We start from the raw sequence: 15712 nt of genomic DNA, 5'->3' as shown, positions 1-15712 counted from the left end.
GTTTTATACTTCCCTCTCTTCAGCAACAATACGCAATAAATACTGACCATAATCATTTTTCTTTAATGATTGTGCTAGAGCCTCTAATTGCTCGACATCAATATAACCCATACGGTAAGAAATTTCTTCTAGTGAAGCTACTTTTAAATTTTGTTGCTTTTGAATAGTAGCAATAAAAGAAGAAGCTTCCAATAACGAATCATGCGTCCCAGTATCCAGCCACGCATAACCCCGTCCCATTACTTGAACATCTAGGTCGCCACGATCAAGATAGGCCTGATTGATATCGGAAATTTCTATTTCCCCACGAGCTGATGGTGTTATGTTTGCAGCAATATCCACAACATCATTATCATAAAAATAAAGCCCCGTTACAGCATAATTAGACTTTGGTTGTTCTGGTTTTTCAACAATTGACAGTGCTTTACCATCTTCATCAAACTCAACAACTCCAAAACGCTCCGGATCCTTAACCTGATAGCCAAAAACCGTTGCCCCTTTTTCTTTAGAGGCGGCATCTTGTAATTGTTGGGACAAACCTGCACCATAAAAAATATTGTCACCTAGTACCAAAGCAACCGTCTCATCACCAATGAAATCAGCTCCGACAATAAAGGCATCTGCCAATCCACGTGGCTTCATTTGTACAGCGTATTGAATATTCAATCCAAGTTCCTGACCATTATCAAATAAGTCTTTAAATTGTCCAAGGTACTCAGGAGTAGAAATCACTAATATATCTTTAATACCTGCCAACATCAAAACTGACATTGGATAATAAATCATTGGTTTATCATATATTGGCACTAATTGTTTACTGGTTGCTTTCGTTATTGGATATAACCGAGAGCCTGATCCTCCAGCTAAAATAATCCCCTTCATAGTAGACTCCTATTATTGTACTAATGCACGACTTGAAATATAGATTACAAATCGTAATCCTAAAAAACTAGTTGTTAAAAATATGAAATTTTTATTCATATCGATAAATATCTCTTGTATACACCTTTTCTCTCGAATCTTCCAAATCCTCTGAAAATCTGTTTGCTAAGATGACATCTGATTTCTGCTTAAACTCTACTAAATCAGAAATAACATCTATTCCATTAAAATGATTCTCTGTTAATGTTGGTTCATAAATAATCATTGTAATTCCAGCTGCATCAAGTCGATTCATTACCCCTTGAATTGCAGAATATCTGAAATTATCAGAATCTGCCTTCATAGTTAATCTATAAATACCAACAACATCAGGCTTCCTTTCCAAAATTTGTTTAGTAATAAAATCTTTACGAGTACTGTTACTATCAACAATAGCCTTAATTAAATTGTTAGGAACTTCTTTGTAATTTGCCAATAATTGTTTTGTATCCTTAGGAAGGCAGTAACCCCCATACCCAAACGATGGATTATTATACCCTTTTGCAATTCTTGGATCAGCACTAATAGCATCAATAATATTTTTACTATTCATGTTCTTCACTTCAGCATAAGAATCTAATTCATTAAAATATGACACTCGCATAGCTAAATAGGTATTAGAAAATAACTTTACAGCTTCTGCTTCTGTACTCGTTAAATAAAACTCAGGTATATCCTCTTTAATGGCTGCATCGCGTAGTAATTTTACAAAAATGCCTCCCTTTTCAACACTTTCACCCACAACAATTCTTGAAGGATACAAATTATCATATAACGCTTTACCCTCTCTCAAAAATTCTGGGGAAAACATAATACGATCTGTTCCAAACTTAGATTTCATAGATTCGGTAAATCCAACAGGTATAGTTGACTTTATAATAATTAAAGCATCATGATTCAAACTTAACACTTCGTCAATTACCTCTTCGACACTAGATGTATCAAAATAATTTACTTTTTCATCATAGTTTGTAGGTGTAGCTATAATAACTAAATCTGCATTTTTATAAGCAAAAGTTGAATCTAATGTTGCGGTCAAATCCAGATTTTTATTTTTTAAAAAATTGGAAATTTCCGCATCAACAATTGGTGAAATTTTATTATTAATTAAATCGACCTTTTCAGGTATTATATCTTTAGCAATCACTTTATTATGTTGTGCTAACAATGTAGCCAACGACAACCCCACATAGCCCGTACCAGCAATTGTAATATTCATTTTTAACTCCTTATTATAATATTAATCCCAATTTTCAAAAAAAACTTTTAATGACTCACGTATCAGTTTGTTTTTTGCTTTGTTCTTTACAGTGCCACTTCCATCCTCATGATGATATACACTCCAATTAGTATTGTACATCATCGTAACATCTTTACTCTTTGCCAGTTCTGCAATGTGATCTTCTTCAGAATACAAAAACATACGTTCATCAAAAACTGGCATCAATTTGTGCAACGTTTCCTTCTTCATACCATAGAAGGAACCATGTAATGCATAAACAGGTAATTTTCCCTGTTTTCTCTTAGAGTATAGAGATTGAACCTTCTTTGAAATTTTATTGCTTATCAAATACGTATAGTACCACAACGACCTGTCATAATAAGCATACCTTTTCAATAGCCTAAATCCTATTTTTTCTTTCTTATAATAATATGGATTCTGGTTCTTTCCCGAATCCGTTACTACCTTAGGACCTACAATCTCATCATCACCGATTTCATTAAGCGATAAGTTATTTATTTCAATATCTGGATTAGAAATAAATAAATAATCATATTGAAATTGTTGTGAATAATTTATTCCCGCATTATTACCAGCTCCATACCCTTTATTAGGTACTTTAATAAAATCTGCTCCAATTTTATGAGCAATTTTTTCCCCTTCCTCTGTTGATTTCATATCTTTAAAGCTATCAACAACAATAACTTTAAAGTCATTAGACTGAAAGGGGATCGATGAATTAAATCTTTCTAAATCCGAATAATTACCATAAACCAAAACTATAAACACAATTGCCTTATTACTCATTTTCTGCTCCCGATTTTCTATTTACCATAAAACTCCAAAAAATCATACTCAATACCGCAAGTACTAAATCTGAAATTACAAAAGACCATGCCATTAATGTAACGCTATTCGAAAAGAACATTATCAATAGCATTATAAGAAATGATAAGCATAAACTAATTGTATTGACTGGCCTAACGGAAATCGCATCTATTGGATTGCGCAATAATAAGAATTGGGCTCTTGGAATTAATGTTATTAATAAAATCTTCGCTATATTTAATTGTTCTGTATACTCATTTGAGTATAGTATCTGCATTATTTGCTTTGAAAAGATGATTCCAAAAAAAACTACAATGAATGAAAATAACAGGTATAAAATAGATAGATATCTAACTTGTTTTTTCACTAACCCCATTTTTTTCTCCATCAATGCTTTACTAACCTTTGGTAGTAAAACGATTCCTACATAACTAAACAATGGTAAAAATGCTTGAAGTATACCTGTAGATGCAGCAAAAAATCCTGAAGAAAGCTTTCCAAACCTTTGATTTATTATCATTAATGGAATTAAATAATAAGAAAATTGTATAATCTCACCTGGAATTCTAGGAATTCCATAAATCAATAATTCTTTTATTTTGCTATATAAATTAACAATTTTAAATGTTTTAAATTCTGAATTCAGACGAGTAAATAAACACATAAATACTATACTTAATAATATATTTGAAGACCCCCAAGCCGTTAATATAGTTTCAATCCCATCATCTTTAGCGATATAAACTATTATGACATTTATAACTTGAGTCAATAATTGTATAACAGTATAAGTATAGAAGCGTTCCTCTCCACGGTAAGCAGAAAAAATAAAAGTATTGGCAGCTATTCCAATAGAATAAATTAATAATGGAATTATATACTTTGAAAAAACTCTACTTCCAAAAATATAGGAAGCCACCAATTCCTGATTAAAAAATATTATAGCCGAAATAAAAACAGCCATAGTTAGTAGTATATAGATACCTAATTGATAGTATTCGTAGGCTTTTTTAGGGTTATTTTTTAAATACAACGAATAATATCTTGGAATACTGATCCCCAATTCTAGCAAAATGAAGAAACCGATAACTGTTGCAGATCTCTTGGCAATATTGAATACTCCAAATTCGTTTACTCCAACAAAAATAGCCACCATTTTATTGATTAAAAAATTAGATAATAGAACAAAAATCTGCCCCGAAAACGTAATAATTATATCCTTAATAAAACTACTATCTTTTACATTATTCACTTAGACGACCTCACAATAATTAAATAGGGTAAAAATAAAAACATCGCCAATATATAGCTCATATAACTCCATGGACTAATAATAAACCCATAAAAAACAAAAAAATAACCATTCAATAATATAAACGATGATAAGTATATGTTATTTCTTTTAATCAATGAGTAGTACGAAAATATTACAATTCCCATAATAAACGAAAAAAATATAAAGGACCCTATCACGCCAAAATCTTCAATCAATCCCCTAAATACTGTGTAAATATTTGCTGGGAATCCTTCGACTATAATATATTCAGAGTATACCCCTCTTATCCTTGTTGAAATACCCAAAAAATTAAAAATACCTATAAAGGTATTTATTCCTAGTCCATGACCAAATGTTTCATGGTAATTTCCTAACCAATAATCAAATGTGGGAACATGGCCAAAAGCATATATTAGAAATTTATTTAATACAGTATGAACATTCTGTGAAGTTATCTCTCCAATTCTAAATAGCATTGTTAGAATCAAACCTGACAATGCACCCAAAAGTGTTAAAGTCCATTTAACCAAACTGCTAAATTTTATACGAAAATCTTTACCTAAATAAACATTAGCAATCATCATCGATGACACAAAGAAGAACATACTACTCAAAAATTCACTCTTTGTATTCTGAACCAAAATATTCGATAATGCAGGCAAAAATCCTAATAAACCTAATAGCTTATTTTTTTTATTATTTACAGATGCAAAATGATACCCTCCGATTATAGGGGATAGATATTCGAATACCATCAAAATTTGCATAACAGTGCTGGTTTTATGCGCTCCGTTATACCTATTTACGGCCATTTGGTTATTCATTTCTAAAAAATCATCAAAGCTTAAAAAACTGCTGATTGAAAACCCATTTAATCGAATATTTAAGAAGGGTACTAACATCCCTAAAGAAACGACACCAAGTAAAATAAAATTACTTTTATGTATATTAAATCCTATAAAGTTTTTCTTTTTTACATTTTCACCAACTACTTTCCCTATATATAAATTTAATACAAACCCAACCAAACAAAGTGACGTTATATAAAAAACTCCATGGTAATTGTATTCAAATTTAACAAAAGCCAAACTGGAAAACAAAAAAAATAACCATATATTTGAAAACAGAAAAGTAGGTTCCATAAAACTACTATGCAAAATTTTTCTGTTGATTATGATGCTAATAAACATCAATATTAAAATACAAATTGCTACAAAAACCTGCATTGATATTCTTTCCTTTTTTATTTAATCAGTTTAAACTTAATACCCCGTAAGATTAGTATACTCAATACCCAAAAAGACTTGATGTACCCAATTTTTTCCAGCTTCGTGTATATATACCAATGATATTTTATTAAACTTAACTTATTCCGAGAGATAGATCCTGACCTAACTCTATGATATGCCAGTACATCCGGTAAAGTATAAATTAATTCTACTTTTTTTATAACTTTTAACCACATTAAGTAGTCATTTCTTTTTTTTATATTTGGTATATATGTTTTCCCTAATTTTGCTACATTGTATACCACAGTAGAATTACCTGGACAATCAATCAATAATTGATTGTAGTCCATTTCACTAGGAGTTTTCTTTATAATACCTAAGTTTTGACTATTTTCATCAATTTTTCCATAATATGAACAAGTAAAATAAACATTATTTTCCATCATAAAATGAATTTGTCTATTTAATTTGTCTTTCTCCCAAATGTCATCACTGTCTAAAAACGCCAAGTAGCTACCTTGAGCAATTTTCACCCCTTTATTTCTAGCCTCGGCAGCACCTGAATTGTTCTTCTGCCGACATACTTTAACTCGTTCATCCTTTTTTGAATTATCTAATGCTATTTTGAAAGAATTATCACTTGAACAATCATCAATTATAATAAGTTCCCAATTTTTATATACTTGGTCCAATACTGAATCTATTGTTTCTTGTAAATATTCTTCAGTCTCAAATAGAGGCATTATAATACTAACTAAAGGTTCTTTATTCATAATTTACGTTCACCCTTATTCTTTAAGTCAATTGAGTCCTTATCAATATCCTTTTCTAACAAAACATTACAAATTGTACGAAACAAAATTTTTAAATCAGTATTTAAAGAAAGCCCTTCTGCATAAGTTCCATCGAAAGCTGCCTTGTCTTCATCCGTAATATTGTTGCGACCATTAACTTGGGCTAACCCCGTTATACCCGGTCTAACCTGACTAGCTCCATTTTTTTCACGCATTTTAATGACGTTTACATCACTTTCTGCTAAAGGCCTGGGACCTATAAAACTCATATCGCCTTTAATCACATTAAAAATTTGTGGTAGTTCATCTAAGGATAGATGTCTTAATATCCTTCCAATTGGAGTTAAAAAATCATTACGATTTTTAAATTCCTGATTGGATACCTCTGGAGCCTCCACATACATTGTTCTGAATTTATAAATCACGAATTTTTTAGAGTAAACACCGTATCTCTCTTGCTTAAATAAAATTGGTCCCTTAGACGTTACCTTTACTAATATTGCAATTATGCCCATAGGCAATAACAAAATAATTCCTAAGCATAAAGCTGAGGATTGATCTATTATCACCTTAATACCTTTATACATACATACTCCTCTTGTATGATTATTTATCTTTCGTACCTACGTACCCGTCATACCCGTACCCATAACCATATCCAATATCATCTTTATCGTTCTTAATACGTTCAACAACACCCAAAATCTTGGTTTCCCCTAACCTAAGTGTTTCAACCGTTCGCTTTATAGAGGCCTTCATAGTTTTGCCCATCATCGTAACTAAAACGGCACCATCAATCAACGGCAACAATACTTGTGCATCTGACACTGCCATAATTGGAGGTACATCTAAAACAACAATGTCATAATTATTACGCATCCATTCAATTAAGGATGCCATACGTTTTGAATTAAGCAATTCCGCTGGATTAGGTGGTGTAGGTCCCGCCGTTAATACCTCTAAATTCTTAACAAAAGTCGTTTGGACAACATCCTTAGGCTGTTCAGCAGATGATAAAATTGTACTTAACCCATGACCATTGGAAACCTTAAATGTTGACTGTGCTGTTGAACGCCGCATATCGGCATCCACATATAGTACATTCTTACCAGCTTGTGCCCAGGTAACTGCCGTATTTGTTGATACTGTCGTTTTTCCATCAGAAATTTCTGCAGAAGTAAACATGACAACTTGTAATGTCTCTAACGATGCACCTGCAAATTCAATGTTAGTTCGCAATGTCCTAAATTGTTCAGAAATAACATTCTTAGGTTCAACAACCGTAACTAACGATGCACCTTTATCTTGTGTCCTGGTATCTTTGTTACCATCTTTTTTCCTAAATAACCCCATAACAACCTCTTAATTTTTTTAAATTCGACGACTACTACGTGAACGACTTGATTTTTCATTCTTCGGAACGGTGTTAACAACTTCATCGATATTCTTAATTTTTCCAATTGAGTTAACCTGTCCGAGATTAGTTAATTTCAATTCATCTGTTAAGAAACTAACCTCTTTTATCGTACGATCTGTCAATTCTTTAATTAGACCCCAAACAAAACCGACAAAAATTCCAACAATCAAGCCAACTAAAGTTATCAACTTAACGTTTGGTGATACTGGAGTTTTATTATTGACTGCCTTTGAGACAACCGAAACATTAGACACACTCATAATTGATGAAACCTTTTGCTTGAAAACCTCCGCTATTTCATTAGCAGCATCACGTGCTAATTTACTATCTTCCAAGGTTACATTAACTGTAAATATTTGAGAATTTTCTTGATTAGAAACTGAAATATTTTTAGACAAGTTCTCTTTATTGATTTCGGACTTATCATACTTCGCATCAACCACCTTATATTCGGCTGGCTTGGCTTGCTTATCAATAACCTCTGATCCATCAGCTAACTTTTTATACGTTGCAGGCTGCGCTTTTGAGATTAATTGTTTATTAGTTGTTGTTAAATTTTTGACAACTGTTCCCAGAATAACCGGACGAGTAATGATATCTTTGTATGTATTAATCATCTGTACGTCAGCTTGTTGATTCTGAAATTGTGCCCCATCGTTCTGGTCCTGTTTCCGATTAACCAATAACGCTACGGATGAACTATATTCTGGTTGAATAACAAACTTTGAAATACCAAAGGCTGCACCAGCAAAAACAACTCCCCATACAATCATCAATAGCATATTTTTTCGTAAAATTAACCATAGTCGCTTAATATCGATTATGTTATCCATAAAACATCCACCTATCCATTATTCTTATATCTATTATCTTAGTTTAGTATAAGTTCAAAATTAAGTATACTATTTTTTAAGTTAAGGTTAAATAAATTTGACACAGCCAAATTTATGAAATTTTATATTTTAAGGACTTCAAATACGCTATACTAATCTTAATAACAAAAAGGAAGGGATTATTACTATGATTGATATTCATTGCCATCTATTACCCGGTATTGATGATGGATCTGAAAACTTAGACACTTCGCTACAAATGGCACGTGATGCAGTGGCCGATGGCATTACGCACGCTTTATTAACGCCACATCATATGAATGGACACTACATTAATCATGCCAACAATGTCATAGATTTAACGGACTGGTTTCAAGCTGAATTAGATAAAAATCAAATCCCTCTCACTGTATTTCCTTCGCAAGAAGTCCGTATTAATGGAAATTTACTATCATTAATTGATAACCATGATATCTTAACCACGGATGAGCAGGGGCAATATATCCTCATTGAGTTTCCATCTCATGATGTACCTGCTTTCACAAAAAAAATGTTATTTAACTTACAGGAACGTGGTTTAACACCGGTGATTGTTCATCCCGAACGCAACACGGAATTAATGGCCCATCCTGAACTGCTTTACGACATGATTAATAATGGTGCCTATTCCCAGGTAACTGCTAGTTCATATGTTGGTACCTTTGGTAAAGCTGTTCAACGATTTTCAGAAGATATTTTAGATAATGGACTGGCTCAGATAATTGCTTCTGATGCCCACCACTTACCTGATAGAACTTATGAAATGGGTGATGCCTTTGCTAAATTAAAAAAAGAATATGGTTCACGTCGTAGTCATGCATTTGATGACAATGCCAAAGCATTAATCAATGGTGATCCATTAGTCAGATTTAACGAAACACCCATTAAAAAGAAAAAATTTTTCTCTGCATATTAAATATGATTAATAAAAACCAGATGCTGTGACGAGCATCTGGTTTTCCGATATTATATTTTCTATTATATTATATTATAGTTATAGCCCGTTTTTATGGTAAATCATTCCCTGCTGCAAAGTAAATGTCATACCACTCTTGGTGCGTCAATTGGACATCACGACCATCAATCATTTCTGTCAATCGACTTGGTGTCATTGAACCCAAAACAACCTGCATATTTGCCGGCATTGTCAAAATGAATGCAACAGCAATCCCATTCTTAGTTGACTGATGATTATCCGCAATTTCTTGTAATTTTGCATTCAACTCGGGAAACTTGTCATTATCCACAAAGTGACCTTCAAACATACCGTATTGGAATGGTGACCAAGCTTGAATCGTCATATCTTTAATTGTGAATAAGGTAAGATACCACCGTCATGATCAACTGAACGGGCATCTGAAATATTAAAATGCAGACCTGCATCGAACATCACCGTGTGCATCACCCCAAATTATAATTGATTAGCAACCGATAAAGGTTAAAAGCACAAAAATAGTCTGCAACCTTTGTTATTAAAATAATTTACTTGTAAACAAAAAGCCTCATGCTACCAACACAAGGCTTTGGCTACTGAAACGATAGCTAACTTAATATATTATATTAATTATTAAAACCGCCATACCTGAGGTGTACCCCAATCCATCAAAGCAAAGGGCGGCTTTTCATTTGTTTTACTTTTTATGGTGATTACCAATATTCGTCAACAAGAAGTTCCCAAATAGTACTATCAAGGAAATTACTTGGAAAAACAGACGTATTTAGCTTACCTTACTCTCGTTAAATTTTGAGGTCTACGAACACATCAACACTTTCGAAAAAGATTTTTAAGTAAATATATAACAATTTTAGATGTGTCGAGATAATGATTCATCGCTAATACTTTGTGACATCGAATCATCCATCTCCTCTAACATCCGATGCATTTGTTTAATCTCTTGTTTTCCTTGTTGCGTCATTTTCTTGGCAATTTTATTCATCTTTCCCATAGGGGCGACTGCTTTGTCATGCACCATCCGTTTCTTGTTACCATCATTTTTTTGTTGATTATTCTTGGATTCATTATCAATACCATTAGCGTGACGAATTTTTTCAAAATTACCGCGTTTATCTTTTTGAAATGGTTGATCAGTGGCAATTTTTCTTTGTTGGTCATTAGGATTTTCTTTAAAATTTTCGTTGAATTGATGATAAATCGCGTTAGCTAATTCTTTTCGTAAGCGATTGTCTTGTTTTTCTGACCACTTTAGCTGACCTTGATGCTGTTGACCATGTGTTTCCGTCATCATTGAATCCATCTTTTGTGCTGTTGCTTGAAAAGCTTGATATTCATCTTTTAATTCATGTTCTAGCATCTTACTAATTAATTGATTCATTTGCCGATTAGCTGGTGCCATTCGGCTAGAGTCATCAGTTACTAAACTGTCAGTATTTCCAGCCTTCCAACGGCCCCGTAAGTCTTGTGGTAACACCTCAAAAATTTTCTGAAGGTCGGCCGTGTAACGATGTATTTCATCTAACTTAGATAACGTATCGTTTTTAATGCTGCTACGATAATTGCCCACCGCTTCATAGACATCAGCGCGTTTAATTTTAGTAGCATCTGATTCTAATTCATAGCGAAATTTACTCTCTGCTTGTTTCTTAACATTAAAGTCTATCACCCCTTTGGGTTCACCGGATTGATGCAACATACTAGGTCGTGTTTCTTTAGATTCTTTAACATACCAAATGTGCATATTTAAGTGATCTGTATCTTGATGGACAGCGCCAAACCAAATAACATCATCTGGACTTTCACCTAACGGCTGCGCCCCACCTTTATCAAATAAATCTTGTACAATATGCTGTTCCGCACGCTTTAATCGATCTTGGTCTAATTGCTTAGTTTCTGGATCATATAAGCCATTTTCAACTAACCAATCACCACGCATCGAAAAAGCCATTTCATGTAAGACATTGCCATTTTTCTGTGCGGTATTTAAACGATCTTCTAGACGATCCATCTGCTCGTCAGTCATGTTCAATGTCTGCCCATCAAATAATGGGTGTTCGTCACCCGTTGCCGAAAAGCGAGAACTGTATCCAAAGCTATCATTAGCTGTTAAGGTCATTTCCGCATCAGTAACATCCACCAGTGACTGATTATTTTCATCCATGACTTTAGAACTTTTTGCCGCATACGTTCGAACTAAATTACCAAATTGTTTACCTTCTTTATTTGCTTGTGATGCCGTTGTAAAGTGTGTGGGTAACAATACAGCACCGATCTTTTTTTCGCCGGTTGCAAAATTAGCAAAGCCCCCCGTTTTTGCCATGTTATTTCACCCCCTGCTCCTTGCAGTACGTATCCAAAGCTTCTTGAATGTCTGATAAATTATCAAAGTCACTTTCTGGAAAGCGTTCCATCGCACGTGCAATATATTTATGATCCGACTGCCGTAAAATACGTGAACAAGCACGGCTACTTTGGTCAAATTGATTAATCAGTATGTGTGAAAATTGTGCCACCCAATAATACTTTTGTTGATATTTTTTATCTTTTTCTGATTCAATAATATCATCAGCATCATTAAAAGCCTTTTCTTCTGGATGCAACCAATCTTCTTCATGTAACTTTTCCAACGCTGCTTGTAAATCAAATGATGTTTTAGTCATGTTTAAACTCCAATCCTTCATTACTACGACGTTTTTGTTTATGAGCTAGATCCTGCTTACGACGTTCTTGATAAGCAGCAAAGTCTTTCGCATATTGATTAGAATCATCTAACTCTGATCGAATATCTGTTTGTATAACATCATCAAGTTGACGAGCTGGGCCAAATGACGTGACATTTTCTAAATACTCCATCGCTGCTGTAAACGATGCAATTTCCTTTAAATCTTTCATCTGGTAATTAATTTCATTCAGCATTGGATCGACATCATTTATTTCGTCCATTGCTTTCAGTAAGTCACCGTACGATAGATTATTATTCTTTGGATTTAGAATGACTTGATTAACAAAAAAAGTAAAGGCAAAGCGATACATGCCCGCATTATTTTCACCACTTACCCCGACCTCTGGATGCTGTGATAACCAAGTAGACATTGCATTGCGATACCACACTTCCTGACGGCTAGTTTTAATAGCAATCTGTCTTTTTAATAACTTTTCGTCAGTAGGATTGTAATCTAAAATTTCCGAAACATTGATAATGCCATGGACTTCATCTGCTACTTGTTGATCTAAATCTTCATCCGAATAATTTTTAAATTTCTTTTTTAAATACTTTAAACGATTCTGATTTTTACGCTTTAATTTTTGTCGAAATTCACTTAATGTTTGCATTATTTACTCTCCCCATTTTCTTGTAAGGCAGTTCCAGTATAATAATTAATCTGCCAACCTGGTTGACTGTTAAATACATACACATGGAACTTGATACTATCATCACCAGTTGACTGAGCCTGCATTTCTATACCACGTGGGACACGTTCCACATTTCGATACAATGCTGTTACTTGATAACGAACAAAATGTTTAGATGATTGTTTCAAATAATCAGCAACTGCGTTCTCGTAATCCTCCATTGACTGTTGTTGATCATATTGATGAGTCGCATTAAATGCCATCGTTCCAGTAACTAAATTGCGGGCATCGTTATTTAAACCAGATAACTGATAACCAATTAAATGTGACCGATTATAAAGATAGTTTTCCTGCCCGGTCTGGTTAAATTTATAAACATGATAGCCAGGCGTTTTAACTGTTAATCGTTTTCTTTTTTCGGTTGGCATTCGCGATTTATCTAACATGGCATTAGCTTGATTTGGTCGACCTAACCAATCTCGTCGTGATAGGTCTAACCAACCCCCTTTTTGTGTTTCTAATTCACTTTGTTTAAAGTCGGGTTGATTATTTGCAACTGGAATTGTTTGTTGGTTCGTGTAATCTTTTGCAGCTAAGTCATTAGATTGATTATCAATATTTTTAGCAACAGGTGCAGCACTAGATTCTCCAACGCGATTAAAAATTTTATCTAAAATTGCATCACGTTTTATAAAAATGATCAGTGCCAAAACAATCACAAAAATGATACTAAATCGACGAATCCAACGATGATGAAAACTGTACATGCTGACCTCCCTATCTGCCGTAAGAATCGTCGTACATATATTGGATCATTCGATTAATTGAATCGTTTAATGTCATTAAATCTTTTGAAATGGCATGTTGTGATTCAGTCGTTGCATGAGTCAACGTATTTAACTGTTTAGTAACATCCTGCAATGGTTCTAATAAAATCTCAGTAGCATTTGCTTGTTCTAAGTTCTGTACAAAGTTATCTATAATAATTTGTAAAAGTGCATTACGTGAAACATTATTGCGTTCTGATTCATCGTTTAACACTTTAATTATATGTTCAGATAATCCTTCTACTTGAATAATGTTTGCCATAAACTATACCTCCGCTTCAATGCGCATATTAGAATTGTTTTCCAAGACAAAATAATAAATAAAATAAACCAATAATAATTAACAGGTTAAGGGGTAATCCCAGGACGTTGTTCTGGAGTCCCGCTGTGCGGGGATTCATAAACCTTGGAAACATTGTCATTGGCTACCCTAGTGGTAACCCCTCGCCTATCCTAAAGCTACCCTCATAGCTACACCTTTGGTAACCCTCTGGCTACCCTAGTGATACCCTCCTGATTTAGGTAAAAATGTTGCGGAATTGTCATTTTTATTAGTCAATTCCGCAAGCTTTTATTCAGATAACTTGGGGACATTTAACTGTCCATTTTGTTGCTTTGTTTTTTGTTTTTCCAATTGTTGAATCTTATTTCTTTCGTCTGAAATATCTTCTTTAGCGTTAGAAATATTTTTCTTAAAGTCTGTTATTTTCGACTCATAAGTTTCAATTGATTCGCTTGCTTGATCTTGTTCATCATCTGTCATATCTTTCATTTGTACACGGATTGATTTAACATTTTCTTCCTGTTCATCAATAGCTGTTTGCCACTTTTTAATTGCTGCTTTATCTTTCTTAATGTGTCGCTGTTGTTCTTGAATATTGTCACTCGTTTGTGCGATTACTAACTGCTTTTTACTCTTTACATCGAGCTTGTTATTCATGTGCAATTGATCATCGTTATTAACAATCACTGTTGCTAATTGATCACTTGATTGTGTCTTTTTCACTGAGCTATCACTCTCATTAGTTGCAATATTTATGTCCGCAGTATCAACTGTTTTATCCTCAAACAAGACCCGAACATCCTGGAAATTCGTCTTTAATTTTTCAAACTGAACAACCATTGTATTCGCTGACGTTGGGATAATATGATACTCAGATTGGCCTGATTGAATATAACGATCACCTGCAAATGAAAGCTTATAACGCTTCATGTTAATACCTGATAAAGTTGATTCATTGTTATTACCAGTAAACTTAAAATGGAGTTCAAGTAACCCAGAATCTTCATTAAAACTTTTCTCTGTCAGCTGTACATTTGCCCCTTGATTGCCGAATGCCATTTCCTGATTAAGCTTAGTTGAAACGGTACCTGATGGACGCGGCATGATCATTGAATAAGCAATGATTGCAACACCAATTCCAAGTAAACCAAGCAACCTAATTGTCACTGATTTTCGCTGTTGATCATACCGATTATATTTGTGGTTACCACGCCATACTCGCCAGTTATACCAAGTTCTACTCCACCATCCAGCCCCTTCTTTCAAGTGTGGCTTTTCGCTATACTTCACTTTGACATGTTGCATTAAAGCCTCCTACCTAATCTCTAAATCTTCATCTGTTAAACCATTTAGTCCTTGCAAAGTCGACTCATTTCCATCAACCATACCGTCATTTTTAGCTATCTCTTTTTCAGATTGTTTCGTCGTCCACGGCATGAATGACGTGACCACATTAGTTGCCCGATATTGTGATTGTCCCTCTGTTATTTCATACACTTCACTCTGTATATTGAACTGTACTTCGATTGGCACACCCTTTTTATTTGCATATTGATAAAGCATCTCAGCAGTCTTACCAAATGCCACATAATAAATAAAATCCGTACGAGCTTTTTTACTTAAATAACGTTGTACTGCTAAACCAAATCGCACCATTTTAATGTCTTGTTGTTCACCAACTATTTGTAGTTCAAACTCTTTTACAAGCCGACCAACATGAATATTTGTTTGCAT

Annotated in this window: 17 protein-coding genes and 1 pseudogene; 1 reads left to right on the top strand and 17 read right to left on the bottom strand. The window is 33.7% G+C overall.

What is annotated here, in order from left to right; translation table 11 throughout:
* Positions 1-3: 3 nt before the first annotated feature.
* The 9 genes from rfbA to FOL01_RS04745 form a co-directional block, all read right to left on the bottom strand.
* On the bottom strand, positions 4-882 hold the full coding sequence (gene rfbA, locus FOL01_RS04785; RefSeq protein ID WP_075269596.1) for a glucose-1-phosphate thymidylyltransferase RfbA: 879 nt from the start codon (positions 880-882) through the stop codon (positions 4-6).
* Positions 883-973: 91 nt separating this feature from the next.
* A complete protein-coding gene (locus FOL01_RS04780; protein ID WP_075269595.1) occupies positions 974-2140 on the bottom strand; it encodes a nucleotide sugar dehydrogenase in 1167 nt (388 codons plus the stop codon).
* Between the two features lie 21 nt (positions 2141-2161).
* Positions 2162-2950, bottom strand: a complete 789-nt coding sequence (locus FOL01_RS04775; protein WP_075269594.1) for a glycosyltransferase family 2 protein — start codon at positions 2948-2950, stop codon at positions 2162-2164.
* Entirely contained in the window at positions 2943-4223 is a 1281-nt protein-coding gene (locus FOL01_RS04770; protein WP_075269593.1) for a lipopolysaccharide biosynthesis protein, read from the bottom strand. The genes FOL01_RS04775 and FOL01_RS04770 overlap by 8 nt, the downstream gene beginning before the upstream one ends.
* Complete coding sequence (locus tag FOL01_RS04765; RefSeq protein WP_237342657.1) at positions 4220-5389, bottom strand: O-antigen polymerase; 1170 nt, start codon at positions 5387-5389, stop codon at positions 4220-4222. The genes FOL01_RS04770 and FOL01_RS04765 overlap by 4 nt, the downstream gene beginning before the upstream one ends.
* A 101-nt stretch (positions 5390-5490) precedes the next feature.
* Positions 5491-6249, bottom strand: coding sequence for a glycosyltransferase family 2 protein (locus tag FOL01_RS04760; protein ID WP_075269591.1), 759 nt, complete (start codon positions 6247-6249; stop codon positions 5491-5493).
* Positions 6246-6857, bottom strand: a complete 612-nt coding sequence (locus FOL01_RS04755; protein WP_075269590.1) for a sugar transferase — start codon at positions 6855-6857, stop codon at positions 6246-6248. Before FOL01_RS04755 ends, FOL01_RS04760 begins: the two co-directional genes overlap by 4 nt.
* A gap of 19 nt (positions 6858-6876) precedes the next feature.
* On the bottom strand, positions 6877-7623 hold the full coding sequence (locus FOL01_RS04750) for a CpsD/CapB family tyrosine-protein kinase (protein ID WP_075269589.1): 747 nt from the start codon (positions 7621-7623) through the stop codon (positions 6877-6879).
* An 18-nt stretch (positions 7624-7641) separates the two neighbouring features.
* Positions 7642-8520: a YveK family protein gene (locus tag FOL01_RS04745; protein WP_075269588.1), complete on the bottom strand. Its 879-nt coding sequence runs from the start codon at positions 8518-8520 to the stop codon at positions 7642-7644.
* Between the two features lie 187 nt (positions 8521-8707).
* On the opposite strand from FOL01_RS04745, the gene FOL01_RS04740 reads away from it, so the two are divergent.
* Positions 8708-9475 carry a tyrosine-protein phosphatase gene (locus FOL01_RS04740; RefSeq protein WP_075269587.1) on the top strand — a complete coding sequence of 256 codons (768 nt, stop codon included), beginning with the start codon at positions 8708-8710 and terminating at the stop codon, positions 9473-9475.
* A 91-nt stretch (positions 9476-9566) separates the two neighbouring features.
* On the opposite strand, the pseudogene FOL01_RS04735 reads toward FOL01_RS04740, so the two are convergent.
* From FOL01_RS04735 to FOL01_RS04700, 8 genes and pseudogenes are all read right to left on the bottom strand, one after another.
* Positions 9567-9970 (bottom strand): annotated as a pseudogene (locus FOL01_RS04735) (aldo/keto reductase); the annotation flags it as partial.
* 394 nt (positions 9971-10364) lie between these two features.
* Positions 10365-11834: a MobP2 family relaxase gene (gene mobP2 / locus FOL01_RS04730; protein WP_075269586.1), complete on the bottom strand. Its 1470-nt coding sequence runs from the start codon at positions 11832-11834 to the stop codon at positions 10365-10367.
* A gap of 1 nt (position 11835) precedes the next feature.
* Positions 11836-12174, bottom strand: coding sequence for a hypothetical protein (locus tag FOL01_RS04725; RefSeq protein WP_075269585.1), 339 nt, complete (start codon positions 12172-12174; stop codon positions 11836-11838).
* Positions 12167-12847 (bottom strand): hypothetical protein, encoded by a 681-nt coding sequence (locus tag FOL01_RS04720; RefSeq protein ID WP_075269584.1) that lies wholly within the window; start codon positions 12845-12847, stop codon positions 12167-12169. Before FOL01_RS04720 ends, FOL01_RS04725 begins: the two co-directional genes overlap by 8 nt.
* Complete coding sequence (locus FOL01_RS04715; protein WP_075269583.1) at positions 12847-13635, bottom strand: DNA/RNA non-specific endonuclease; 789 nt, start codon at positions 13633-13635, stop codon at positions 12847-12849. The genes FOL01_RS04720 and FOL01_RS04715 overlap by 1 nt, the downstream gene beginning before the upstream one ends.
* A 10-nt stretch (positions 13636-13645) precedes the next feature.
* On the bottom strand, positions 13646-13957 hold the full coding sequence (locus FOL01_RS04710) for a hypothetical protein (RefSeq protein ID WP_075269582.1): 312 nt from the start codon (positions 13955-13957) through the stop codon (positions 13646-13648).
* A 309-nt stretch (positions 13958-14266) separates the two neighbouring features.
* Positions 14267-15283, bottom strand: coding sequence for a hypothetical protein (locus tag FOL01_RS04705; protein WP_075269581.1), 1017 nt, complete (start codon positions 15281-15283; stop codon positions 14267-14269).
* A 9-nt stretch (positions 15284-15292) separates the two neighbouring features.
* Complete coding sequence (locus FOL01_RS04700; RefSeq protein WP_075269580.1) at positions 15293-15712, bottom strand: single-stranded DNA-binding protein; 420 nt, start codon at positions 15710-15712, stop codon at positions 15293-15295.

It is taken from the genome of Weissella thailandensis, assembly GCF_001932615.1.
Lineage (GTDB): Bacteria > Bacillota > Bacilli > Lactobacillales > Lactobacillaceae > Weissella > Weissella thailandensis.
Note: the sequence above shows the minus strand (reverse complement) of the source record. Positions and strands in the feature narration are given on the sequence as shown.

Bases quoted from the DNA above. Each gene is read 5' to 3' on its own strand.
- FOL01_RS04705 (WP_075269581.1), bottom strand. From the start codon at position 15,283: ATGCAACATGTCAAAGTGAAGTATAGCGAAAAGCCACACTTGAAAGAA.
- FOL01_RS04710 (WP_075269582.1), bottom strand. From the start codon at position 13,957: ATGGCAAACATTATTCAAGTAGAAGGATTATCTGAACATATAATTAAA.
- FOL01_RS04780 (WP_075269595.1), bottom strand. From the start codon at position 2,140: ATGAATATTACAATTGCTGGTACGGGCTATGTGGGGTTGTCGTTGGCT.
- FOL01_RS04715 (WP_075269583.1), bottom strand. From the start codon at position 13,635: ATGTACAGTTTTCATCATCGTTGGATTCGTCGATTTAGTATCATTTTT.
- FOL01_RS04760 (WP_075269591.1), bottom strand. From the start codon at position 6,249: ATGAATAAAGAACCTTTAGTTAGTATTATAATGCCTCTATTTGAGACT.
- FOL01_RS04775 (WP_075269594.1), bottom strand. From the start codon at position 2,950: ATGAGTAATAAGGCAATTGTGTTTATAGTTTTGGTTTATGGTAATTAT.
- FOL01_RS04740 (WP_075269587.1), top strand. From the start codon at position 8,708: ATGATTGATATTCATTGCCATCTATTACCCGGTATTGATGATGGATCT.
- FOL01_RS04700 (WP_075269580.1), bottom strand. From the start codon at position 15,712: ATGCAAACAAATATTCATGTTGGTCGGCTTGTAAAAGAGTTTGAACTA.
- mobP2 (WP_075269586.1), bottom strand. From the start codon at position 11,834: ATGGCAAAAACGGGGGGCTTTGCTAATTTTGCAACCGGCGAAAAAAAG.
- rfbA (WP_075269596.1), bottom strand. From the start codon at position 882: ATGAAGGGGATTATTTTAGCTGGAGGATCAGGCTCTCGGTTATATCCA.
- FOL01_RS04750 (WP_075269589.1), bottom strand. From the start codon at position 7,623: ATGGGGTTATTTAGGAAAAAAGATGGTAACAAAGATACCAGGACACAA.
- FOL01_RS04720 (WP_075269584.1), bottom strand. From the start codon at position 12,847: ATGCAAACATTAAGTGAATTTCGACAAAAATTAAAGCGTAAAAATCAG.
- FOL01_RS04745 (WP_075269588.1), bottom strand. From the start codon at position 8,520: ATGGATAACATAATCGATATTAAGCGACTATGGTTAATTTTACGAAAA.
- FOL01_RS04765 (WP_237342657.1), bottom strand. From the start codon at position 5,389: ATGGAACCTACTTTTCTGTTTTCAAATATATGGTTATTTTTTTTGTTT.
- FOL01_RS04755 (WP_075269590.1), bottom strand. From the start codon at position 6,857: ATGTATAAAGGTATTAAGGTGATAATAGATCAATCCTCAGCTTTATGC.
- FOL01_RS04725 (WP_075269585.1), bottom strand. From the start codon at position 12,174: ATGACTAAAACATCATTTGATTTACAAGCAGCGTTGGAAAAGTTACAT.